This is a genomic window from Moritella dasanensis ArB 0140 (assembly GCF_000276805.1).
Classification (GTDB): Bacteria; Pseudomonadota; Gammaproteobacteria; order Enterobacterales; family Moritellaceae; genus Moritella; species Moritella dasanensis.
Genome location: NZ_AKXQ01000015.1, coordinates 34,612 through 58,263, shown reverse-complemented (window position 1 = coordinate 58,263; position 23,652 = coordinate 34,612). Strand labels below are relative to the sequence as shown.

Here is a 23,652-nt window from a genome sequence, read left to right as displayed (position 1 = left end):
TGGTGTGAATAACAGGAGCTAGTGTGAAAATAGAAGAGGATATTTGGTATGGAAACCATTGGTTAAAGTGGTTACTGGCACCGTTAAGTCTGACGTTTGCTGCCATTACATGCAGTCGCCGTAAGCTATTTGAGCTGGGTATTAAAGCCAGTGTTAAACCTGCTGTACCGACTATTGTTGTCGGTAACATTACGGTAGGAGGCACAGGTAAAACGCCTTTGGTCGTTTACTTGTGTGAGCAGCTTACTGCTGCGGGTTACAAACCGGGGATTATCAGCCGCGGTTATGGTTCGAAAGCACCACACTATCCCTATATTGTTAATAGCGATTCGCCAGTCGCACACAGCGGCGACGAACCGTTTATGTTACACCAACGCACGCAATGCCCACTGGTTATTAGCCCTGTGCGTACTGCTGCAGCGGCGCATTTATTAGCTCAGTTTGATGTTGACGTGATCATTACTGATGACGGTCTCCAGCATTATGCAATGCAAAGAGACATTGAACTCATTGTTATAGATGGTAAACGTCGCCTTGGCAATGGTCACTTATTACCGATGGGCCCGTTACGAGAAGGTGCTTGGCGTTTAAAAACGGCTGATTTTGTTATTTGTAATGGAGGTAATGGTTTAGCTGGTGAGGCTAATATGCACTTAGTTGCCGCGCCATTACGTAAAGTGATTAATAACGACATTGCCACGCTAAATACTGACGTCGCCTATGTTGCGATTGCCGGTATTGGTAATCCACAGCGGTTTTATAACACATTAGAAAAACACCATTATGTGATTGAAGAACATCTTTCATTTCCCGATCATCATGCTTTTACTGCCGCAGACATTACGCAGTTTGCAGCGGGGCGAACCGTTATTATGACTGAAAAAGATGCTGTTAAGTGTCAGTCTTTCGCTCAGGATAATTGGTATTATTTACCGGTAAACGCAAGTTTAGATAGCGATTTTTTACCGCAGTTATTATTAACATTAAAGGAATTAAACCATGACTTTGGATCATAACTTACTTGAAATTATTGCTTGCCCTGTATGCAAAGGTAAATTACATTTTGATAAAAGTAATAATGAACTTATCTGTAATGCAGACCGTCTTGCGTATCCAATCACGGAAGGTATCCCGGTATTACTAGAAGTGAAAGCACGTTTGTTAACGTCTGAAGAATTAGCTAAATGAGTTTTATCGTTGTGATCCCATCACGCTATCAGTCAAGCCGTTTACCGGGTAAGCCGTTAGTTGATATTTGTGGTAAAACAATGATCCAACGTGTTGCCGAACAAGCATTACAAAGTGGCGCATCACGGGTAGTGATTGCGACTGATGATGCTCGTATCGAACAAGCGGTGACGGCATTAGGCTATGAAGTGTGTATGACCTCACCGGACCATAATTCGGGTACTGAACGTTTAGCTGAAGTATGTACTAAGCTCGGTTTTAATGACGATGATATCATTGTTAACGTACAAGGTGATGAACCATTAATTCCACCGCGTATTATTGAGCAAGTTGCCACAAATCTTGGCAAGCAAAGTGAAGCACGTATGGCGACATTATCAGTTGCTATTACCGATGTGGAAGAGGTTTTTAACCCGAACGCGGTTAAAGTTGTGACGGATAAACAAGGTTATGCTTTGTATTTTAGTCGTGCACCGATCCCTTATCACCGTGATAACTTTATGCACGAGCCTGTGACTGAGATTAAACCTGTTTATCAACGTCATGTTGGTATCTACGCATACCGTGCTGGTTTTATTCTTGATTACGTGCAGTGGGCAGAGACTGAACTTGAACAGATCGAATCACTAGAGCAACTACGTGTACTTTGGCATGGTGAGAAAATTCACGTTGAAGAAGCGCTTGAAGCACCCGCTGCCGGTGTTGATACACCAGAAGATCTTGTTGTGGTACGTAATATTGTTAGTGCTCAGTAAGTCATCACTGCTTAGCCGAACAGTGGATAGTAACAAGTTATCAAATTGCTATACTAGTTTGAGTTAAAATGTAAATACAAAAATGCCGTTCATCAATTGATGAACGGCATTTTTATTATCTACGATTTACTTACAATCAATAGTCTAACCGACAGTCTAAATAGCGCGATTGGATTGTTTCAATCGCGATGTAGTGGGTTATTAGTGGTCTGCTGCTGCACCTGCGCCACGTGGGTAACGTAAGTTTTCAACTAGCTGTTGGATATGCAATGGCGCATCACCGGTTACTTTGGTGACAACAAATGCCACGGTAAAGTTAACAAGTGCACCTACAGAACCAAATGCGTTAGGTGAGATACCAAAGAACCAGTTTTCTTCCATGCCGCCTAGGAACGAAGTACCTGGGATAAACATGATGCCTTTATGTTGGAATACATACAGCATAGTAATACCTAAACCTGCACACATACCCGATACGGCAGCTGTACCATTAATTTTCTTCGAAAAGATACCCATCATTAACGCTGGGAATAACGATGAACCTGCTAAACCAAAGGCGAGGGCAACGGTACCGGCGGCGAATCCAGGCGGATTTAAACCAAGGTAGCCAGCGATGATGATAGAAATAGTCATCACGATACGGCCTGCTTTGAGTTCGGCTTTCTCGGTCATGTTTGGTGTTAGTATACCTTTCATTAAATCATGTGAAATAGCGGATGAAATGGCCAGTAGTAAACCTGCGGCAGTTGAGAGTGCAGCGGCTAGACCACCTGCGGCAACCAATGCAATCACCCAGTTTGGTAGGTTTGCAATTGCAGGATTCGCTAATACCATGATGTCACGGTCAACTTTAACCATTTCATTTTTAACAGGGTCAGCAACATAATTAATTTTGCCATCACCATTTTTATCTTCAAATTTTAATAGACCTGTACCTTCCCAGTCTTTAAACCATTGTGGACGTTTCTCATACTCAAGTTGTTGACCTGCAGATGGCTCAATCGTGTTGATAAGATTGAAGCGAGCCATTGCACCAACAGCTGGTGCGACTGTATAAAGTAAGGCAATAAATACTAATGCATAACCTGCCGATGCACGAGCCGCTTTCACTGTTGGAACAGTAAAGAAGCGCATAATAACGTGTGGTAAACCCGCTGTACCAATCATTAATGACAGCGTGTAAGCGAACATGTTTAATGTGCCGCCCATGTTATCAGTTGTGTATTGGTTAAAGCCGAGGTCGGTGACAACCATATCGATTTTATCAAGCAGATAAACACCGCTACCATCGGCAAGGGTACTACCCAAACCAAGTTGTGGAATTGGATTACCTGTTAGTTGTAACGAAATGAATACTGCTGGGATAGTATAAGCAAAGATAAGTACACAGTACTGTGCGATCTGCGTGTAAGTAATACCTTTCATACCACCAAGTACAGCATAAACCCATACCACAACCATACCTATGCCTAGACCTAGGTCATAATCAACTTCTAAGAAGCGAGAGAAGGCAACACCAACACCTTTCATTTGGCCAATAATATAGGTCACAGAAGCGACAATTAAGCAGACAATTGCCACCACACGCGCTGTTTTTGAGTCATAGCGGTCGGCAATGAATTCTGGCACGGTAAACTTACCGTGTTTACGCATATAGGGGGCCAGTAAGGTCGCTAGCAGTACAAAACCACCCGTCCACCCCATTAAGAACACTGAACCACCGTAACCAAGAAAGGCAATAAGACCAGCCATTGATAAGAACGACGCGGCGCTCATCCAATCGGCGCCGATCGCCATCCCGTTTTGTAATGGGGTAATACCACCGCCAGCGGCATAGAAGTCACTGGTTGTTTTAGCGCGAGCAAACCAAGCAATGGCAAAATATAAAGTAAACGAACCGAATACGGCGATATAGGTATAGAGTTTTAATTCGGTCATTTATTCTTCCTCAACATTGTGTTTTTTGTCCAGCTTATTCATCTGTACGGCATACCAAAAAACTAAACCAACGAAGGTATAAATAGACCCTTGTTGTGCGAACCAGAAACCAAGCTTATATCCACCGAGTCGAAACTCATTCAATTGTTCGACGAATAAAATGCCACAGCCAAATGACACTACAAACCAAATTACTAAACAGGTTAATATAAGTCGTATATTGGTTTGCCAATAGGCGTTTTCTTGTTCCATATCCTTTCTCCCAAAAAAAACGATTAAATCTTAATAAGTAAAATTAGTTAGTTATTGATCACCGACATAAGTTGTCCTTAACTTGCATGACAAGTCGTTGGCGTTCGCACTAGCATGTTGTAAATTTAGCAACCTTTAAAAAATAACCCTATACAACTTTCGTCTATATATTATTTTATGATGTTGACGATTTAGAGGTATAGGGTTAAAACTGAAGATACAAAGTGAATTATCAATACAAGGTGATTTACGACTATTAGTATCGATACAAGCACAGATTCAAGTGCAGAACAGTAGAGGCTAGAGTGAACATATGAATGCAGCGTTAAATGATATTGTTGATTTTATTAAAGTCATTCCACCATTTAATTTATTAAATGATCAGGATTGTCATCTTATTGCCAAACGAACTTCAATCGGTTATTACCGCAATGAAACCATTTTGAATGTTCATCAAAACGACCAGGTTATGCTGTATATCGTTAAAAAAGGTGTCATTGCCTATTACGATAACGCGGGTGAATTACAGGGTAAATTCTCAGAAGGGGATTTATGCAGTGTACTATGCCGACCAGATACCGAAAGGTTACAGATAAGCTTACGTGTTGAAGAAGATTGTTTGCTATATGCTATTGATTTTAATGAGTTAGAAGAGTTACTTACTGAGCAGCCCACTGCCTTACAGTTTTTGTTACAAACCGCACCACAGCGACTGCAGAATACCATGGGCGCGATAACGGAATCGGCATTAATCGCGTCGAGTTTAACCAATGCGCCGATAACTGATTATTACAACAGCCCAGCTATCACAATCACCACGCAAGCGAGTATTAAAGATGCCGCTAAATACATGACCGAAAAAGGCGTCTCGTGTCTGGTTATCATGGCAGATGAACAGCCGGCCGGTATTGTTACGGATAAAGACATTCGCCGACGTTGCGTTGCTGAAGGATTAAATATTCAACACGCGGTGACAGATATTATGACCGCCAATATGGCGACAATTGATATCAATCTTTGTGGTCATGATGCGCTCGCGTTAATGATAAGTCAGCGTATACACCACTTACCTGTGACGAAATATGGGGCATTGGTTGGCATGCTGACGGCGACGGACTTAATGAATCAAGAAGGTCATCATGCGGTTAATTTAAGTTCGGTGATCCATAAAGCCAGTTCTGTCGATGTCTTGGTTGAGTTAAGTTTGATGTTACCCAAACTACAAGTAAGCATGGCCAAGTTGGGGGCCAGTGCGGATTATTTAGGTAAAAACATCAGTGCACTGACCATGGCATTTACCATTCGCTTAATTGAGTTAGCAGAGCAAAAATTGGGTAATGCACCTGTTGGTTACGCTTGGTTATGTGCCGGTTCACAAGCGCGGCAAGAGCAGTTAGTTTATTCGGATCAAGATAATGCCCTGATCATTGATGATAGTGCGACCCCCGAGCAAGAAGCGTGGTTTGAAGCATTTGCGCATTTTGTTTGTGATGGTCTAGCGGCTTGTGGTTATATTTATTGTCCGGGTAATATTATGGCGACTAACACCCAATGGCGGCAGAAAAAGCGCGTATGGCAAGGTTATTTTAATGATTGGGTCACACAGCCAGATCCGCAAGCATTGTTAAACAGTAGCGTGTTTTTTGATCTTGCTACCGTCTATGGTGACAGTTCTTTGTTGCAAGATGTGCGTCGTAATATGTTAGCGAAAACGCAAAAGAATACCTTGTTTCAAGCGCATCTATCACGCAATGCGTTGTTACAGAAACCGCCATTAGGATTCTTTCGTGATTTTGTTTTGATCCAAGATGGTAACAACAAAAAAGGCTTGGATCTTAAGCATAATGGCTTAGCGCCGATCATTAATCTTGCGCGTATTTATGCTTTGGCTGAAGGTATCGAAGATGTAAATACTATTATGCGCTTAAGACTCGCGGCGGGCACGCCATCGCTGAGTCGTACTGAATCTGCTAATTTGATTGATGCATTTGAGCTGTTAGGCATGTTACGTGCCGAGCATCAAGCCAAGCAATTAATCAAAGGTGAAGAGGCTGATAGCTATCTGTTACCAAAAGAGATCTCTCGATTGGAACGTGAACATTTAAAAGATGCGTTTAAGGTAATTAAAGCCATGCAAAGTTATCGACAGATGGTGTAGTTGGTCGTTAATTTGTAGTTTGTAATAGATAGAAGTAGACACTGGATAAACTGATGAGTAAGGACATAGTATGAATCTTATAAAATCGTTTTTTAGTTTAGAGAAACAACGTAAACGCTTGCTGAGTAAAGCGCCTGAAGGGGCGTTGAAACAATATTTAAGTGTGCCGATTATCGATCTTGAACAACCTATTATGGACAGTGATATTTTAGCTGTGGATTTTGAAACAACCGGGTTGAATGCGAAACAAGATAATATTTTGAGTATTGGTTACGTCGCGCTGGCTGCTAGCCAAATTAGATTGGATAGTTGTTATCATCAAATTGTCGCTGCGCACTGCCAACTTGAAGATGATAATGTGACTATTCACACCATCACAGATCAGGAAAAAGCCAGCGGACGACCCTTGGCAAGCGTCGTCGAGGACTTGTTAACGGCATTAGCGGGAAAAGCTATGCTGGTTCATTATGCTCAGATAGAAAAAAACTTTCTCGAACAAGCTTGTATTAAGTTGTATGGCATGGCGCCTGTATTTCCGATCATTGATACATTAGCCTTGGCTAAAAAGCGGCACGACAGGTGTAGTCAGGCTTACTCGCCATCGACGCTGCATTTGACGAGCTTGCGTGATGAGTATGGATTACCACACTATGCAGCGCACAATGCATTAAACGATGCGATTGCCACTGCTGAGTTGTTTATGGCTAAAATACAACATTCAGAATTAAAGGGTGATACAAAACTTAAGTCTTTGATCACAAGTGCTTTCAGTTAGCTAAGTCGCATGTTGTGCGTGAACCGAGTTAACTTGGTCACAGTTTGGCAACATGGTGTCATGTATAGTAGGGGTTAATTATTTGTAGTCATACATGGATGAATATGCACGTAATGCCAGAAAAAATCATCATTGCTGATGATCACCCTCTTTTTCGCCAAGCATTGTTGATTGCCTTAAAAGAACAATTTAATACTACACAATGGCTTGAGGCCGAAACGGTTGAAAGCCTTAGTGATTGTTTAGTTAAAAATACCGATGTTGATTTGTTATTACTGGATCTTAATATTCCCGGTGCGCATGGCTTTGATCATCTCATTCGTATTCGTAAGCAATACCCAGACATTCCGGTTGTGGTTATCTCTGCCTACAGTGACGAGACCATTATCGGTAAAGCGATGCAGCACGGTGCATCAGGTTTTGTGCCCAAGTCAGAATCTGTGCCGACAATTATTACCGCTATCAATAAAGTATTATCTGGACAGTTGTGGGTACCAGGTTCGTTTGAAAAAGCGCAAGAAACAGTGAGCAATGTTGCTGACGAGGCGATAGCTAAATTAACCGTACAAGAATATCGCATATTAATGATGTTTTCTGAAGGCCTGTTGAATAAACAAATTGGTGACAAACTTTGTGTTGCTGAGGCGACAGTTAAAGCCCATGCAAGCGCTATTTTTCGTAAATTGAATGTGCGTAATAGAACGCAAGCTGCAATGATGTTGGGGCAACTCGATGTAGCGGATTACAGTGATAATTTAAAGGAATAAATTAATGAATAAGCATACTAAAGTTGCCGTACTGGTCGCGCCATTATTAGCCGTATTTGGCTATATTGCATCGGATTACTTTATTGAAAATGATGCAGACGAAACTAAATTAATCACCTTAATACCTGAATCTTCTTGTGCAGTACTTGCAGGCGAGTGCGTATTGGTAAGCGGTGATTTTAAAGTTAATGTATTTGATAAAGCCGGTTCAACGGTTATTAATTCTACCTTTCCACTTGATGAAGCAGTGTTATTTTTGGTCGATGGCAATAATAATGCGACGCCATACCCTCTGACTCAAGTTCAAAGTAACTATTATTGGCAAGCGCAAACACCACTGCGTGAGTTAGCCGCTACCTCGGCAAGTTATAAATTAAGATTGATCGCTTCGATTAAAGGCGGTAATTACATCAGCGAATTTGAAACGTTGCTCTAGTTTTTTAGTAGGTTATATTATGTTCGCTAATTGGCAGTTAATGCTATTAAGTTTTTTTTATATCGCGTTATTATTTTTGATTGCTTATTTAGGCGATAAATATCGTCATCTTATTCAAGGAAAACGGCAAGCGTTAATTTATGCGTTTGCCGTTTCTGTTTATTGTACCTCATGGAGTTTTCTCGGTACCACGGGGCAGGCTGCAACCAGTGTTTATTCGTACTTGCCCATTTATTTAGGTCCTATCTTACTGCTTGTCTTCGCATGGCCTTTTCTACAACGTATTATTCAGACCAGTATTAGTTTTAATTTAACCTCTATCGCCGATTTACTTGCGGCGCGCTTTGGTAAATCACATGCCTTGGCTATCTTGGTGACGATGGTCTCGTTACTTGGGACTATGCCTTATATCGCCTTACAAATTAAAGCGATTGTTTATTCCTTCCAGCAATTACAAATCCAACAAGATTTTATGCCATGGCAACTGGGGCTAGTGACTAGTTTTGTACTGGCTGGTTTTAGTATTCTATTTGGTATTCGAAATATTGATGTCACAGAACGTCATCCCGGTATTATGCTGGCGATTGCGTTTGAGGCCTTGGTTAAAATCATTGCTTTTGCCAGTGTCGGTATTTTCATTTGTTATATTGTCTTTGATTCACCACAGGATATCTGGCAACAAGCCAGTGCCAATGCTGACTTAGCCAGTGCATTGCAATTTCCAGATCTAAGCGCGATGTTTGGTATGATCATTATTGTGATGGCCGCATTTTTTGTGTTACCGCGGCAATTCCACGTCATGATTGTGGAGTTACGTGATGAACAAGATGCTTGGTTGAGTCGTCGTATTTTTCCCTTGTACCTACTGGTGTTTGCGTTTTTCTCTGCACCACTGGGGCTAGCGGGTTATTTACTACTCGGTAACAGCGTACCTGCGGATATGTATGTATTGGTGTTACCTTGGTATCAAGATCAAATGTGGTTAACACTGTTTGCATTTTTAGGCGCGATCTCAGCAGCAAGCTCTATGGTTATCGTTTCAACGATTGCCTTGAGTACCATGCTCAGTAATGAGATCGTATTCCCGTTTCTATTCAAGAAAAATAAACATCCCACGCAATACCATGCGTTTAGATTAAAGCTGCTTAACATTCGTAAAGTGTTAGTGATGTTTGTTATTTTTCTGAGTTACTTGGTGTTCTTGTTTATTCCTCCGACGGCATTGGCTAGCTTAGGTGCGACGGCATTAGGTGCATTAGCACAACTTACACCCGCCTTAATTGCGTCTTTTTATTGGCGTCGCGCTACATTGAAAGGGGTGTTTACTGGTATCAGTCTGGGCTTTTCATTGTGGACTATATTCAACTTTTTACCGCAGTTGGGTTTATATCAAGGGCCACTCGAAGGCACTTTTTTTGCAAGTTCAACGGCAATCAACTTACTTTGCTTGACCATTAATATTGTCGCGATGATCCTAATATCCTTAGTCACCCGTTCGAGTATTCAAGAACGGATACAGGGGGCGTTGTTTTTAAAGCGCCAGTTAACGCCATCATTAGTGGAAAGTAAGCGCAAAGCGAAGTCAAAACGACAAGCGATATCAATCGATGAGTTACTGTTATTGACCGCGCAGTTTGTCGGTGACGATAAAGCATCTAAAAGCTTCCAGGCTTTTGAACAGGTCGCGATTACTTTAGGCTATTCCGCCAAGGAAAAATCGGAATATGCACTTGAGCATGCCGAGAAAGTCTTATCTAGTGTGATGGGCTCGTCATCTGCACGCTTAGTACTCAATTCAGCATTGGATGGACATGATTTTGCGTTGGATGAACTCGCTACATTAGTCGGTAACGCATCAAGTCATCGCCAAGAATTTAGTCAGAATTTGTTAAAAAGTGCGATAGAAAATACCAGAGATGGGATCTCGATTGTAAATGATGAACTCGAACTGGTTGCTTGGAACAAGCAATATGCGATGTTGTTTGATTATCCTGATGATATTCTGAGTGTGGGTTGTTCGGTTGAGTCATTAATTCGCTTTAATGCCGAACGCGGTTTGTGTGGTGCAGGTGATACTGAGTTTCATGTAAAAAAACGTCTCGATTTTCTACGTTTAAGACAGTCGCATAACTCCGAACGCTTACGTGAAGACGGTAAGGTTATTAGAATTGAAGGCAACCCATTACCTGATGGTGGCTTCTTGATGGTTTTTTCCGATATTACCGTATTTAGACAAGCAGAGCAGGTATTAAAAGAAGCTAATCAAGATCTAGAAACCAGAGTTACTGAGCGCACCAATAAACTCGAAAAAGCCAATAAAGAGTTAGCCAAGGCGAGGGTAGTTGCAGATGAAGCACTGAGTAAGAAAAGTCATTATTTACAAGTGTGTAGTCATGACTTATTGCAGCCACTAGAAGCGGCACGTTTGTTCACATCGGCACTGGCAAGCCAGTCAACGTTAAATGAACATCAGCAGCGCCAAGTGAAGAGTATCGACTTGTCGTTAAAAGTCGCGAATGAAATGATTGTTAATTTAGCCGAAGTTGCTCGTATTGAGAGTGGCAGTATTAAACCGCATATTGAAACATTCGCGCTAAATGATCTCTTTAGCCAACTTGCTAACGAGTTTTCTGCAGCGGCGAAACAACATGGGGTGAGTTTTACTATTATGCCGACAAAGCATTGGGTTAATACCGATAAACACCTGCTACGTCGCATATTACAAAATTTAATTGGTAATGCCTTTCGCTATGCCAGTCCTGGACGAGTATTGCTCGGTTGTCGCCGGAAAAGTGGTCAGATCAGTATTCAGTTATTAGACAATGGACCCGGTATTGCGGCAAAAAATCAAGCTAAGGTATTCGAACAATTCAGTCAATTAGAGGACAATAATGGTTCGAATGATGGCTTGGGGTTAGGACTTAGTATTTGTAATAGCCTATCGGTATTACTGCAGCATCAATTGAGTCTTGATTCTATTGAAGGTCGAGGTTGTCGTTTTAGTCTACAACTGTGCGAGGCGACCGCGTTACAGCAAGATAATATTGTACCGATTCTTGCTCCGACGGACCTGACTGGGACCGCTGTACTGTGTATCGATAACAATCCGGCTATTTTGGAAGGCATGTTAGAGCTGATGAGCAGTTGGGACTGTGAGGTTTACGGTGCTAATTCAATCACCACGGCGAAAGCATTATTTAAGCAGTGTGATTTCGATATTTTGTTAGTGGATTATCAATTAGATAATGGTGAGGATGGATTAACGTTAATTTCAGCGTTAAGAGCAATTAATCCCACTACGCCTGCAATCCTTATTACCGCGACGACTGAAGCTGGCATTGCAGATAAGGCCGCTGCGGCTAACGTAGGTTTATTACGTAAACTGGTTAAGCCTGCTGCGCTCAGAGCGATGATGAGTGCGCAATTAACTGAATCACTACAAACACAGTTTAGTCGTTAATCTTCATTATGGGGCGATTTACGACTGTGCTCGTGAGTAATTAGAATCAGGAGTACGAGTAGGGAAGTGTCTTGTAAGCTTATCCTAAAATAGCTGTGATTTGCGAATGCCGAACTATATTGTAGTGATTGAGTGATTGTAGAAATAATGATCGTAATAAAAAAGGCTTCTGAATAAATCCAGAAGCCTTTTTGCTATATACATAAAACGTTTATATTAGTTAGTCGCGGTCAGCAAGTGACTCAAACGGACGGTGCGCTTCACCAGTATATAACTGACGAGGACGACCAATTTTCTGTCCAGGTTGACTTAACATTTCGTTCCAGTGAGCGATCCAGCCTACAGTACGGCCTAATGCAAAAATAACCGTGAACATAGAAACAGGGATACCAATAGCACGTAACGTAATGCCTGAGTAGAAATCTACATTTGGATATAGTTTCTTCTCGATGAAGTAAGGGTCTTCAAGCGCAATACGCTCAAGTTCCATTGCTACATCTAATAGTGGATCAGAAATGTTTAATTCACTAAGCACTTCGTGACAACTCTTACGCATTACTGTTGCACGTGGATCTTTGTTTTTGTAAACACGATGACCAAAGCCCATTAGACGGAACGGGTCATCTTTGTCTTTCGCACGAGCGATAAATTCAGGAATACGATCAACGCTGCCAATCTCTTCAAGCATTGTTAGACAAGCTTCGTTTGCACCACCGTGAGCAGGCCCCCAAAGTGACGCAATACCTGCAGCAATACATGCAAATGGGTTAGCACCTGATGAACCAGCAAGACGAACAGTAGATGTTGATGCATTTTGTTCATGATCAGCATGTAGTGTAAAGATACGGTCCATCGCTGTTTCAACAACAGGATTAACAACATATTCTTCACATGGTACTGAGAACATCATTTTTAAGAAGTTACCAGCATACGACAAGCTGTTGTCTGGATATACAAACGGTTGACCGATTGAATATTTGTAACACATAGCAGCAATTGTTGGCATTTTTGATAATAAACGGAATGCCGAGATTTCACGGTGACGTTGGTTAGTAACATCAAGTGAATCATGATAAAAGGCTGCTAGTGCGCCAGATACACCACAAAGAATAGACATTGGGTGAGAATCGCGACGGAAACCTTTAAAGAATGATGCGAATTGCTCATGCACCATTGTATGCTTGTGTACAGTTGCTTTAAATTGCTCGTATTGTTCTTTAGTTGGTGCATCACCATAAAGAATAATATAACAAACTTCTAAATAATCTGCATTAAATGCTAAATCATCAATAGCGTAACCGCGATGTAGTAGGATACCTTCTACACCATCAATATAAGTAATTTTAGACTCACACGATGACGTTGCCATAAAACCTGGATCATGGGTGAAATATCCTTTACTACCTAGGGTACGAATGTCGATAACATCGTGACCAGCTGTACCAGATAAAATTGGAAGTTCAACTGGCTCTTGACCGGGTAGGTTTAACGTGGCTTTTTGATTAGCCATAGCACGTCTCCTTTGCTTATTTATAGTTAGATTTCTTCATGAAATTCGAAGCTAAAGCTACCTTTAATATTTACTAATGTCAATTTTGTTACAGAATAATCAAAGAAAAAACACTAAAAGGTTAACCTATGTTTCAATTTTAACGTAAATGTTGCGAGAAGACCTTTTATAATTGTAAATAAATTGTGATATAGGTATACTTATACGCGGATTAAGAGTCCTTGTTTTAATTTTGTTCAAATGATGTAAGTGCTTATAATCGTTATTTTATTTGAACTTTGAACAAGAAATAAACAAGGGCTTTCATTTGAAAGGAATTTGTTATGAAAATAATACAATTCTGTGATCCGAATCATAATAATAATAATGCTCAATGGAGCTGAGTGAGCGATATCGTGAAAAAGCAAAGACCTGTAAATTTAGATCTGCAGACTATCAACATGCCAATCACAGCAATCGCATCGATTCTACACCGTATCTCTGGTGTAATAATGCTGTTTGCTGTGGGTATCCTGTTGTGGTTACTAGCAGAATCATTATCTTCTGAACAAGGTTTCCAAAACGCCCAAGAAATTGTGTCTGGTTTCTTTGGTACATTCATTCTTTGGGGAATCCTAACAGCACTTGCATATCATATTGCAGGTGGTATCCGTCATCTATTGATGGACATGGGTTACTTTGAAGAACTTGAATCGGGTGCATTAAGTGCGAAAGTATCTTTTGTTGCAACCGTTGTTTTATCAATCCTAGCGGGGATAATGGTATGGTAACTAACGCAGCAAGTTATGGCCGCAGTGGTACACATGATTTTATCATGATCCGTGCAACCGCCATCATTATGGCACTTTATACATTTTATTTTGTTGGTTTTGTAGCATTTAATGATCTTACATATCAAGTATGGACAGATTTTTTTGCAAGCACTGGCAATAAAGTATTCACCCTTCTTACCCTTATCGCTCTCGTCATCCACGCGTGGATTGGTGTATGGCAGGTATTAACTGACTATGTTAAATCAACCGGTTTACGTGGTGCATTACAGTTTGTTCTAACAACCACTGCATTTATTTATGCGCTTGTTGGTTTTGTTGTTCTTTGGGGGTTATAAGTGAGTATTCCAGTTCGCGAATTTGATGCAGTAGTTATTGGCGCCGGTGGTGCTGGTATGCGTGCTGCGCTATCAATATCTAAGTCAGGTAAAAGTTGTGCACTTTTATCTAAAGTTTTTCCAACTCGTTCACATACCGTATCTGCTCAAGGTGGTATTACCGTTGCTTTAGGTAATTCACACGAAGACGATTGGACGTGGCACATGTACGATACTGTTAAAGGTTCTGATTATATCGGTGACCAAGACGCTATCGAATTTATGTGTAAAACGGGTCCAGAAGCAATTTTAGAACTTGAGCATATGGGTCTACCATTCTCTCGTTTTGAAGATGGTACTATTTACCAACGTCCATTTGGTGGTCAGTCACTTGCATACGGTGGCGCACAAGCGGCTCGTACTGCTGCTGCTGCCGATCGTACTGGTCATGCATTACTTCATCTTCTGTATCAACAAAACATTAAGAATGAAACGAAAGTTTTCTCTGAATGGTATGCGTTAGACCTCGTTAAAAATGACGAAGGTATCATCACTGGTTGTACAGCGATGGACATTGAAACAGGTGAAATTTGCTACTTCAAGTCTAAAGCGACTGTATTTGCTACAGGTGGCGCAGGTCGTATCTATTCTTCTACAACGAATGCACACATTAATACTGGTGACGGTGTTGGTATGGCTATTCGTGCTGGTATCCCAGTACAAGATATGGAAATGTGGCAGTTCCACCCGACCGGTATTGCAGGTGCAGGTGTACTTGTAACTGAAGGTTGTCGTGGTGAAGGCGGTTACTTACTAAATAAAGATGGCGAACGTTTCATGGAACGTTATGCGCCAAACGCAAAAGATCTTGCTGGTCGTGACGTTGTTGCTCGTTCAATGATGACTGAAATTCGTGAAGGTCGTGCGTGTGATGGTCCTTGGGGTCCACACCTTAAATTGAAACTTGATCACCTTGGTGAAGACGTACTTGAATCTCGTCTACCAGGTATTTGTGAGCTATCTCGTACGTTCGCTCACGTTGATCCAGTTAAAGAACCAATTCCAGTAATTCCAACGTGTCACTACATGATGGGCGGTTTACCTGCGAATGTTAACGGTGAAGTACTAACACGTAATGAAGAAGGTAACATGGAAGTTGTTGCTGGTTTATTTGCTGTTGGTGAAATCGCTTGTGTATCAGTACATGGCGCGAACCGTTTAGGTGGTAATTCACTGCTTGATTTGGTTGTATTTGGTCGTGCTGCTGGTAACTATCTTGGTACTGCGCTGGATACTATTCCAGAGCCACAAGAAGCAACTGACGCAAACGTAGATGCATCACTTGAACGTTTAAACCGTTGGGAAAATAATCAAGACGGTGAAGATCCTGCGCAAATCCGTAAAGATTTACAACAATGTATGCAACTTAACTTCTCGGTATTCCGTGAAGGTGATTCAATGGCCGAAGGTCTTGAAGAGTTACGTACAATTCGTAAACGTTTACAAAATGCACGCTTAGATGACACATCTACAGAATTCAATACTCAACGTATTGAATGTCTAGAGCTGGATAACCTGATGGAAACTGCATATGCAACTGCGCATGCTGCAAACTTCCGTACAGAAAGCCGTGGTGCGCACAGTCGTTTTGATTACCCAGATCGTGATGATGTGAACTGGTTATGCCATTCACTGTATCAACCTGAATCAGAAACAATGGTTACGCGTGAAGTGAACTTATCACCTAACTTATTGACTGAAGAACAGTTGAAACACTTTGTGCCGAAAGCACGTGTTTATTAACCTAAGGGATACCTATGCAAGTTAAATTTTCAATTTATCGCTATAACCCTGATGTTGATAGCAAACCTAAAATGAAAGAAATGAGCCTTGAAGTACCTGAAGGTTCTGACATGATGGTGCTTGATGCGCTAATTCTGTTAAAAGAAAAAGATGCATCATTATCTTTCCGTCGTTCTTGTCGTGAAGGTGTGTGTGGATCTGACGGTGTTAACATGAATGGCAAGAATGGCCTAGCATGTATCACGCCTTTGTCTGATTTAAATATGAACAATACGATCGTTATTCGCCCGCTTCCTGGTTTACCAGTGGTCCGAGATCTCGTGATTGATATGTCGCAGTTTTATGATAACTACGCACGTATTAAACCGTTCTTAATTACAGACGAAAGTGCTATTCCACCGTCTCGCGAAAACCTTCAGTCACCTGAAGATCGTGAGAAGTTAGATGGTTTATATGAGTGTATCTTATGTGCATGTTGTTCAACATCATGCCCATCATTCTGGTGGAACCCTGATAAGTTCGTGGGTCCTGCTGGTTTATTAGCGGCTTATCGTTTCTTAGTTGATAGTCGTGACACAGCAACAGACCAACGTTTATCAGAATTAGACGATGCGTTTAGTGTATTCCGTTGTCACGGTATTATGAACTGTGTAAACGTGTGTCCTAAAGGTCTAAATCCTACAAAAGCAATCGGTAATATTAAATCTATGTTACTACAACGTGCGGTGTAGCAATGTTTTTTGTTAGTTTTTAGTTACAATGGTCATTCCGTTGGGAATGGCCTAGTAATTTGAAATCTTTGCTACCATCTCTGGCGCGGTGGACATTTAAAGTAAAAAGGGCAGAGAATGCAGAATAACGTCATGAAAGCCTGGTTAGAATCCTCTCATCTAGCCGGTGCGAACCAGACATATATTGAAGATTTATATGAGCAATTTTTAGCAGATCCTGATTCAGTTGGCGAAGAATGGCAAACTGTATTTTTAGGTCTACCTAAAGTTGATAATGCGACTAAAGAAGTTCCACATGGTCCAGTTAAGGACTATTTCATTCGTCTTGCGAAAGACACCTCTCGCTATGCAGCGCAAGTCAGCGACCCGCATAACGATGCGAAACAAGTTAGAGTATTACAATTAATTAATGCTTTCCGTTTCCGTGGTCACCAGCATGCCAACTTAGACCCATTAGGTTTATGGGCACGCGATCGTGTACAAGACCTAGACCCTGCATATCACACTCTTTCTGATGCCGATTTTGATGCCAATTTTAATGTTGGTTCATACGCGATTGGTCAAGAAAGCATGAAACTAAGTGACCTTTATGCTTCGCTACAAAAAACTTACTGTGGTTCAATTGCTGCTGAATATATGCACATTGTCTCTACAGAAGAAAAGCGTTGGATTCAAAGTCGTTTAGAGTCTGTTGAAAGCAGTCCAGAATTTGAAAAAGAAGATAAATTACGATTTTTAGACAGCTTAACCGCTGCCGAAGGTCTTGAAAAATATCTTGGTGCTAAGTTCCCTGGTGCAAAACGTTTCTCCCTCGAGGGTGGTGATGCACTAATTCCAATGATGAAAGAATTAATTCGTCGTAGTGGTGAACAAGGTATCAAAGAAGCAGTTATTGGTATGGCGCATCGCGGCAGACTGAATATGCTGGTTAACGTACTTGGTAAAAAACCAGCTGATCTGTTTGATGAATTTGCCGGTAAACACAGTGACGTATGGGGAGCGGGTGACGTTAAATATCACCAAGGTTTCAGCTCAGATTTTAATACCCCAGGCGGTAATGTACATTTAGCTCTTGCGTTTAATCCATCGCATTTAGAAATTGTTAACCCAGTAGTCATGGGATCTGTTCGTGCACGTCAAGAACGTCTTGGTAGCACAAATGGTGACGAAGTACTGGCTATCACAATTCATGGTGATTCTGCAATTGCTGGTCAAGGTGTTGTGGCTGAGACATTTAATATGTCGCAAACACGCGCTTATGGTATCGGTGGTACTGTACGTATTGTTGTTAATAACCAAGTTGGTTTTACAACGTCGAATCCAAAAGATATGCGCTCTACAGAATACTGTACGGATATCGCAAAAATGGTTCAGGCTCCCATCTTCCATGTAAATGCAGATGATCCTGAAGCTGTTGTATTGGTTACTCAAATTGCGCTTGATTACCGTAATACATTTAAGCGTGATGTGGTTATCGATTTAGTTTGTTATCGCCGCCACGGCCATAATGAAGCCGATGAGCCGAGTGCAACACAGCCATTAATGTACAAAAAAATTAAGCAACACCCAACGCCACGTAAGATCTACGCTGAGCAGTTAGTCAATGAAAACGTGATTGATGCCGCTGAAGCGACAGGTTTCATTAACGAATATCGTGATCTGCTTGACGGTGGTGAATGTGTCGTTAAAGAATGGCGTCCAATGCAGCAGCACTCAGTTGATTGGAACCCATACTTAAAACACGAATGGGATATGCCTTATCAATCACAAGTGCCTCAAGATAAACTTGCTGCGCTTGCATTGAAAATGACAGTTGTACCTGAAGGACATAAGATTCAATCTCGTGTGCAGAAAATTTACAACGATCGTATTTCAATGGCAAACGGTGAGAAACCGTGTGATTGGGGTTTTGCTGAAACATTGGCATATGCAACATTGCTTGATGATAACTATAAAGTACGTATTACTGGGCAAGATGTTGGCCGTGGTACTTTCTTCCATCGTCATGCTGTTGTACACAACCAAGAAAACGCAAGTACGTATACACCATTAGCCAATTTAAAACCTGATCAAGGTGAGTTAACTATCCACGATTCAGTATTATCTGAAGAAGCGGTATTAGCGTTTGAATATGGTTATGCGACAACTGAACCAAGTGGTTTGACTATTTGGGAAGCACAATTCGGTGATTTCGCCAATGGTGCACAAGTTGTATTTGATCAATTCCTTTCTTCTGGTGAACAGAAATGGGGTCGTATGTGTGGTCTAACAGTGATGTTACCACATGGTTATGAAGGACAAGGTCCTGAGCATTCATCTGCACGTCTAGAACGTTATATGCAAATGTGTGCTGAGCATAACTGGCAGGTGTGTGTACCGAGTACACCAGCGCAAGTTTATCATATGCTTCGTCGCCAAACTGTACGTCCTATGCGTCGTCCATTAATCGTTATGACACCTAAATCATTGTTACGTCATCCACTCGCTATTTCCGACTTGTCTGAGCTAGCTGACGGTACGTTCCAAAATATCATTGGTGAAATTGATGTACTTGACTCAACGCAAGTTAAACGTGTTGTGATGTGTAGCGGTAAAGTGTATTTCGATTTACTCGAAACACGTCGTAAAACAGGTCAAACTGATGTTGCTATTGTGCGTATTGAACAGCTTTATCCTTTCCCACATGCGGAAATTGCAGCTGTCTTCGCTGAATATCAACATGTTGAACAGTTTGTTTGGTGTCAGGAAGAACCTCAGAACCAGGGTGCTTGGTATTCAAGTCAGCATCACTTCTGGGAAGCTATCCCGCAAGGCGCTAAGCTAAGTTACGCTGGACGTGCTGCATCAGCATCACCAGCAGTCGGTTATATGTCTGTACATACAAAACAACAGCAAGCACTTATTGAAGATGCTCTTACTGTTGCGCAGAAATAGTTTATTAAAGGAATTATGAAAATGACAATTGAAATTGTGGTACCTGTACTACCAGAATCAGTAGCGGACGCAGCGGTAGCAACTTGGCACAAACGCCCTGGCGATGCTGTTGAACGTGATGAAGTAATTGTAGAGATTGAAACCGATAAAGTTATTCTAGAAGTTCCAGCAGTTGAATCTGGTGTTCTTGTTGAAATTCTTGAAGAAGAAGGCGCAACGGTTCTTGGTCAGCAAGTGATTGGTCGATTAAAAGTTGGCGCTGTCGCTGGTGAAGAAACAAAAGATAAACCTGCTGCAGCAAGCGAAGAACCAGTAGACGCAAGTCCTGCTGTTCGTCGTCTTATTGCAGAGAACGGTTTAGACGCTGCGAAGATCACTGGTACTGGCAAAAATGGCTTAATCACCAAAGAAGATGTTGAAAAAGCATTAGCAGCACCAGCTGTAGCGCCAGTTGCAAAAGCCGCTGCGCCAGCACCTGTTGTTACTGCACCAGTAGAACTTCAAGCGGGCCGTAGTGAAAAACGTGTTGCGATGACACGTCTTCGCAAGCGTATCGCTGAGCGTTTATTAGAAGCTAAAAACTCAACGGCAATGCTAACAACGTTTAACGAAATCAACATGAAACCTATCATGGATATTCGTAAACAGTATAAAGACGTATTTGAAGAACGTCACGGCATCCGTTTAGGCTTCATGTCTTTCTATGTGAAAGCCGTTGTTGAAGCACTAAAACGTTACCCTGAAGTGAACGCGTCAATCGATGGTACTGACATCGTTTATCACAACTACTTTGATGTGAGCATCGCTATTTCAACACCACGTGGTCTAGTTACACCGGTATTACGTGATTGCGATACGATGAGTCTTGCTGATATCGAAAAGAACATTCGTCAATTAGCCCTTAAAGGTCGTGACGGTAAACTGTCAATTGAAGATCTTACTGGTGGTAACTTTACGGTTACAAACGGTGGTGTATTTGGTTCATTGATGTCTACACCTATCATCAACCCACCACAAAGCGCAATCTTAGGTATGCACAAAATCCAAGATCGCCCAATGGCCGTTGATGGTCAAGTTGTTATTCAACCTATGATGTACCTAGCACTTTCTTACGATCACCGCCTAGTTGATGGTAAAGAGTCTGTTGGTTTCTTAGTAACAATCAAAAACTTATTAGAAGACCCAACTCGTCTTCTTTTAGATGTATAATTTTTAGTTTACTTATTTAGTTGCTTACGCCTTATCTTGAGGCGTAAGTTCTTAGGACAAGCCCTTGTGGCTATTAACATGGATATACGAGCATGAATCTGCATGAATATCAGGCAAAACAACTTTTTGCTGAATATGGTTTGCCAGTTCCAGAAGGTTACGCTACAAACGTACCTCATGAAGCTGCAGCTTTCGCTGACAAAATTGGTGGCGATAAATGGGTTGTTAAATGTCAAGTGCACGCGGGTGGCCGTGGTAAAGCAGGTGGCGTTAAGCTTGTAACATCGAAAGATGAAATTACTGCATTTGCTGAACATTGGTTAGGTAAGAACTTAGTTACTTTTCAAACTGATGAACATGGCCAACCAGTTTCACAAATTTTAGTTGAAGCTGCGGGTGATATCGCTAATGAACTTTACCTTGGCGCGGTTATCGACCGTGGTTCACGTAGAGTTGTATTTATGGCATCAACTGAAGGTGGTGTTGATATCGAGACTGTTGCTGAAGAAACTCCTGAGTTAATTCACAAAGCAGCAATTGATCCACTTGTTGGCGCTCAACCTTATCAAGCACGTGAACTTGCATTCAAACTTGGTTTACAAGGTGCTCAAATCAAACAGTTTACACAGATCTTTATGGGTCTAGCTAAAATGTTCACTGATTCAGATATGGCACTGCTTGAAATCAACCCACTGATCGTTACTGGTGCCGGTGATCTAGTTTGTTTAGATGGTAAAATTACTATCGATTCAAATGCACTGTATCGCCAACCTAAACTACGTTTAATGCAAGATATTACTCAAGAAGATGCACGTGAAGCTCACGCTGCTAAATTTGAGTTAAACTATGTTGCTTTAGACGGCAGTATTGGTTGCATGGTAAATGGCGCTGGTTTAGCTATGGGTACAATGGATATTGTTAACATCCATGGTGGCAAACCTGCTAACTTCCTAGATGTAGGCGGCGGCGCGACAAAAGAACGTGTTGCTGAAGCATTTAAAATCATTCTTTCTGATGAAAATGTTAAAGCTGTACTAGTAAACATCTTTGGTGGCATCGTTCGTTGTGACATGATTGCTGAAGGTATTGTTGGTGCTGTACAAGAAGTTGGCGTAAAAGTGCCAGTTGTTGTACGTCTAGAAGGTAACAATGCAGAATTAGGCCGTGAAGTTCTAGCTAAATCTGGATTAAATATTATCGCAGCATCTAGCCTAACGGATGCAGCGCAACAAGTTGTTGCAGCAGCTGAGGGCAAATAAATGAGCGTTTTAATTAATAAAGATACGAAAGTAATCTGTCAAGGTTTCACTGGTGGTCAAGGTACTTTCCACTCAGAGCAAGCTGCTGAATACGGCACACAAATGGTTGGCGGTGTTTCTCCTGGTAAAGGTGGCACTACACATTTAGGTCTGCCTGTGTTCAATACAGTACGTGATGCAGTAGAAACAACTGGCGCAACTGCGTCGGTTATCTATGTTCCAGCACCGTTCTGTAAAGATGCTATCTTAGAAGCTATTGATGCAGGTATTGAACTTATCGTTTGTATTACAGAAGGTATTCCGACTGTAGATATGATCGAAGTTAAAGTTAAGCTTGATCAACAAAACGTTCGTATGATCGGTCCTAACTGTCCGGGTGTTATCACTCCGGGTGAATGTAAGATTGGTATCATGCCAGGTCACATTCACAAGCCAGGTAAAATCGGTATTGTTTCACGCTCTGGTACGTTAACGTATGAAGCTGTAAAACAAACTACGGATGAAGGCTACGGTCAATCAACTTGTGTTGGTATCGGTGGTGATCCAATCCCAGGTACTAACTTTATTGACGTACTTGAATTGTTTGAAAAAGATCCACAAACTGAAGCAATCGTAATGATTGGTGAAATTGGTGGTACTGCAGAAGAAGAAGCTGCTGCTTATATTAAAGCACATGTAACTAAACCTGTTGTTTCTTACATTGCAGGTGTTACAGCACCTGCTGGTAAACGTATGGGTCATGCTGGCGCGATTATCGCTGGCGGTAAAGGTACTGCAGACGAGAAATTTGCAGCCCTTGAAGACGCAGGCGTATCAACAGTGCGTTCATTAGCTGATATTGGCGCTGCATTACGTGCTAAATTAGGTTAATACCTGTTTTTATTATAATAAACCACCTTCGGGTGGTTTTTTTATTTGTGCATTTTATAGTTTTAAGGTCTATATTATTTACTATGAGCTTGAAAAATATTAATGTTTTTTAAACGTTATTTTTCCTCTGAGTTAACTTTGTATTCTTTAGGAGAATTTATAATGGACATATTAAGACCTCATGACGGAATCATAATCTTACCTATCGCTACAGATCTCGATACCGAGCACGTAGTTAGTATTCAGCCTAGCTTAGAGGCGTTGGTTGATGATCATGCTGAAAACATTATCTTAGATTTTACTCATGTTACTTTTATTGACTCAACGGGTATTGGCGCTATTGTTTTTTTATTCAAAAGACTCACTTCACAACGTCGTACTCTTTCTCTTCTTAAAGTCTCTGGCCAACCGCATAAATTGATGACGATGTTACGAGTCGAAAACGCAATCCCTTTTATTGAAGATATTCCTGAATCTAGTGCAGATCACTCGGCATAACTAAATCGCCGTAAGGTATTGA

20 protein-coding genes are annotated in these 23,652 nt (G+C 41.4%); 17 read left to right on the top strand and 3 right to left on the bottom strand.

Going from position 1 to position 23,652, the window contains the following annotated elements; genetic code table 11:
• The first annotated feature begins 23 nt into the window (after window positions 1-23).
• Genes lpxK through kdsB form a run of 3 tightly spaced genes read left to right on the top strand, consistent with a single transcriptional unit; the run spans window position 24 to window position 1,943 of the window.
• Window positions 24-1,016, top strand: coding sequence for a tetraacyldisaccharide 4'-kinase (gene lpxK / locus A923_RS0113655; RefSeq protein ID WP_017222236.1), 993 nt, complete (start codon window positions 24-26; stop codon window positions 1,014-1,016).
• Window positions 1,000-1,188, top strand: a complete 189-nt coding sequence (locus A923_RS0113650; protein WP_017222235.1) for a Trm112 family protein — start codon at window positions 1,000-1,002, stop codon at window positions 1,186-1,188. The genes lpxK and A923_RS0113650 overlap by 17 nt, the downstream gene beginning before the upstream one ends.
• Window positions 1,185-1,943 carry a 3-deoxy-manno-octulosonate cytidylyltransferase gene (gene kdsB / locus A923_RS0113645; protein ID WP_017222234.1) on the top strand — a complete coding sequence of 253 codons (759 nt, stop codon included), beginning with the start codon at window positions 1,185-1,187 and terminating at the stop codon, window positions 1,941-1,943. The genes A923_RS0113650 and kdsB overlap by 4 nt, the downstream gene beginning before the upstream one ends.
• A gap of 201 nt (window positions 1,944-2,144) precedes the next feature.
• Here kdsB and A923_RS0113640 read toward each other — a convergent pair whose 3' ends face one another.
• Both A923_RS0113640 and A923_RS0113635 read right to left on the bottom strand, forming a co-directional pair.
• Window positions 2,145-3,881, bottom strand: a complete 1,737-nt coding sequence (locus A923_RS0113640) for a sodium:solute symporter family protein (protein WP_017222233.1) — start codon at window positions 3,879-3,881, stop codon at window positions 2,145-2,147.
• Complete coding sequence (locus A923_RS0113635; protein ID WP_017222232.1) at window positions 3,882-4,133, bottom strand: DUF4212 domain-containing protein; 252 nt, start codon at window positions 4,131-4,133, stop codon at window positions 3,882-3,884.
• A gap of 313 nt (window positions 4,134-4,446) precedes the next feature.
• Here A923_RS0113635 and A923_RS0113630 point away from each other — a divergent pair, with 313 nt between their 5' ends.
• The 5 genes from A923_RS0113630 (at window position 4,447) to A923_RS0113610 (ending at window position 11,729) form a co-directional block, all read left to right on the top strand.
• The gene (locus A923_RS0113630) at window positions 4,447-6,291 is read left to right on the top strand and encodes a DUF294 nucleotidyltransferase-like domain-containing protein (RefSeq protein ID WP_017222231.1); all 1,845 of its coding nucleotides are present in this window, start codon (window positions 4,447-4,449) and stop codon (window positions 6,289-6,291) included.
• Between the two features lie 70 nt (window positions 6,292-6,361).
• The gene (locus A923_RS0113625) at window positions 6,362-7,066 is read left to right on the top strand and encodes an exonuclease domain-containing protein (protein WP_017222230.1); all 705 of its coding nucleotides are present in this window, start codon (window positions 6,362-6,364) and stop codon (window positions 7,064-7,066) included.
• Between the two features lie 104 nt (window positions 7,067-7,170).
• Window positions 7,171-7,833, top strand: coding sequence for a response regulator transcription factor (locus tag A923_RS0113620; protein WP_017222229.1), 663 nt, complete (start codon window positions 7,171-7,173; stop codon window positions 7,831-7,833).
• Window positions 7,834-7,837: 4 nt separating this feature from the next.
• Window positions 7,838-8,269 (top strand): hypothetical protein, encoded by a 432-nt coding sequence (locus A923_RS0113615; protein WP_017222228.1) that lies wholly within the window; start codon window positions 7,838-7,840, stop codon window positions 8,267-8,269.
• Window positions 8,270-8,288: 19 nt separating this feature from the next.
• Entirely contained in the window at window positions 8,289-11,729 is a 3,441-nt protein-coding gene (locus tag A923_RS0113610) for a PAS domain-containing hybrid sensor histidine kinase/response regulator (RefSeq protein WP_017222227.1), read from the top strand.
• Between the two features lie 220 nt (window positions 11,730-11,949).
• On the opposite strand, the gene A923_RS0113605 is transcribed toward A923_RS0113610, so the two are convergent.
• Complete coding sequence (locus A923_RS0113605) at window positions 11,950-13,239, bottom strand: citrate synthase (protein WP_017222226.1); 1,290 nt, start codon at window positions 13,237-13,239, stop codon at window positions 11,950-11,952.
• Between the two features lie 383 nt (window positions 13,240-13,622).
• On the opposite strand from A923_RS0113605, the gene sdhC reads away from it, so the two are divergent.
• The 9 genes from sdhC (at window position 13,623) to A923_RS0113560 (ending at window position 23,630) form a co-directional block, all read left to right on the top strand.
• The gene (sdhC, locus tag A923_RS0113600) at window positions 13,623-14,009 is read left to right on the top strand and encodes a succinate dehydrogenase cytochrome b556 subunit (RefSeq protein WP_017222225.1); all 387 of its coding nucleotides are present in this window, start codon (window positions 13,623-13,625) and stop codon (window positions 14,007-14,009) included.
• Window positions 14,003-14,347 (top strand): succinate dehydrogenase, hydrophobic membrane anchor protein, encoded by a 345-nt coding sequence (gene sdhD, locus A923_RS0113595; RefSeq protein ID WP_017222224.1) that lies wholly within the window; start codon window positions 14,003-14,005, stop codon window positions 14,345-14,347. Before sdhC ends, sdhD begins: the two co-directional genes overlap by 7 nt.
• Window positions 14,348-16,129 carry a succinate dehydrogenase flavoprotein subunit gene (gene sdhA / locus A923_RS0113590; protein ID WP_017222223.1) on the top strand — a complete coding sequence of 594 codons (1,782 nt, stop codon included), beginning with the start codon at window positions 14,348-14,350 and terminating at the stop codon, window positions 16,127-16,129.
• A 14-nt stretch (window positions 16,130-16,143) separates the two neighbouring features.
• On the top strand, window positions 16,144-16,860 hold the full coding sequence (locus A923_RS0113585; RefSeq protein ID WP_017222222.1) for a succinate dehydrogenase iron-sulfur subunit: 717 nt from the start codon (window positions 16,144-16,146) through the stop codon (window positions 16,858-16,860).
• Window positions 16,861-16,977: 117 nt separating this feature from the next.
• Complete coding sequence (gene sucA / locus A923_RS0113580) at window positions 16,978-19,794, top strand: 2-oxoglutarate dehydrogenase E1 component (protein ID WP_017222221.1); 2,817 nt, start codon at window positions 16,978-16,980, stop codon at window positions 19,792-19,794.
• 21 nt (window positions 19,795-19,815) lie between these two features.
• On the top strand, window positions 19,816-21,003 hold the full coding sequence (gene odhB / locus A923_RS0113575; protein WP_017222220.1) for a 2-oxoglutarate dehydrogenase complex dihydrolipoyllysine-residue succinyltransferase: 1,188 nt from the start codon (window positions 19,816-19,818) through the stop codon (window positions 21,001-21,003).
• Window positions 21,004-21,095: 92 nt separating this feature from the next.
• The gene (gene sucC, locus A923_RS0113570) at window positions 21,096-22,262 is read left to right on the top strand and encodes an ADP-forming succinate--CoA ligase subunit beta (RefSeq protein ID WP_017222219.1); all 1,167 of its coding nucleotides are present in this window, start codon (window positions 21,096-21,098) and stop codon (window positions 22,260-22,262) included.
• Window positions 22,263-23,132, top strand: coding sequence for a succinate--CoA ligase subunit alpha (gene sucD, locus A923_RS0113565; RefSeq protein ID WP_017222218.1), 870 nt, complete (start codon window positions 22,263-22,265; stop codon window positions 23,130-23,132).
• Between the two features lie 162 nt (window positions 23,133-23,294).
• On the top strand, window positions 23,295-23,630 hold the full coding sequence (locus A923_RS0113560) for an STAS domain-containing protein (RefSeq protein ID WP_017222217.1): 336 nt from the start codon (window positions 23,295-23,297) through the stop codon (window positions 23,628-23,630).
• Window positions 23,631-23,652 lie beyond the last annotated feature (22 nt).

Coding starts and splice junctions, on each gene's coding strand:
- A923_RS0113650 (WP_017222235.1), top strand. CDS start 1,000: ATGACTTTGGATCATAACTTACTTGAAATTATTGCTTGCCCTGTATGC.
- kdsB (WP_017222234.1), top strand. CDS start 1,185: ATGAGTTTTATCGTTGTGATCCCATCACGCTATCAGTCAAGCCGTTTA.
- A923_RS0113640 (WP_017222233.1), bottom strand. CDS start 3,881: ATGACCGAATTAAAACTCTATACCTATATCGCCGTATTCGGTTCGTTT.
- A923_RS0113635 (WP_017222232.1), bottom strand. CDS start 4,133: ATGGAACAAGAAAACGCCTATTGGCAAACCAATATACGACTTATATTA.
- A923_RS0113630 (WP_017222231.1), top strand. CDS start 4,447: ATGAATGCAGCGTTAAATGATATTGTTGATTTTATTAAAGTCATTCCA.
- A923_RS0113625 (WP_017222230.1), top strand. CDS start 6,362: ATGAATCTTATAAAATCGTTTTTTAGTTTAGAGAAACAACGTAAACGC.
- A923_RS0113620 (WP_017222229.1), top strand. CDS start 7,171: ATGCACGTAATGCCAGAAAAAATCATCATTGCTGATGATCACCCTCTT.
- A923_RS0113615 (WP_017222228.1), top strand. CDS start 7,838: ATGAATAAGCATACTAAAGTTGCCGTACTGGTCGCGCCATTATTAGCC.
- A923_RS0113610 (WP_017222227.1), top strand. CDS start 8,289: ATGTTCGCTAATTGGCAGTTAATGCTATTAAGTTTTTTTTATATCGCG.
- A923_RS0113605 (WP_017222226.1), bottom strand. CDS start 13,239: ATGGCTAATCAAAAAGCCACGTTAAACCTACCCGGTCAAGAGCCAGTT.
- sdhD (WP_017222224.1), top strand. CDS start 14,003: ATGGTAACTAACGCAGCAAGTTATGGCCGCAGTGGTACACATGATTTT.
- A923_RS0113585 (WP_017222222.1), top strand. CDS start 16,144: ATGCAAGTTAAATTTTCAATTTATCGCTATAACCCTGATGTTGATAGC.
- sucA (WP_017222221.1), top strand. CDS start 16,978: ATGCAGAATAACGTCATGAAAGCCTGGTTAGAATCCTCTCATCTAGCC.
- odhB (WP_017222220.1), top strand. CDS start 19,816: ATGACAATTGAAATTGTGGTACCTGTACTACCAGAATCAGTAGCGGAC.
- sucC (WP_017222219.1), top strand. CDS start 21,096: ATGAATCTGCATGAATATCAGGCAAAACAACTTTTTGCTGAATATGGT.
- sucD (WP_017222218.1), top strand. CDS start 22,263: ATGAGCGTTTTAATTAATAAAGATACGAAAGTAATCTGTCAAGGTTTC.
- A923_RS0113560 (WP_017222217.1), top strand. CDS start 23,295: ATGGACATATTAAGACCTCATGACGGAATCATAATCTTACCTATCGCT.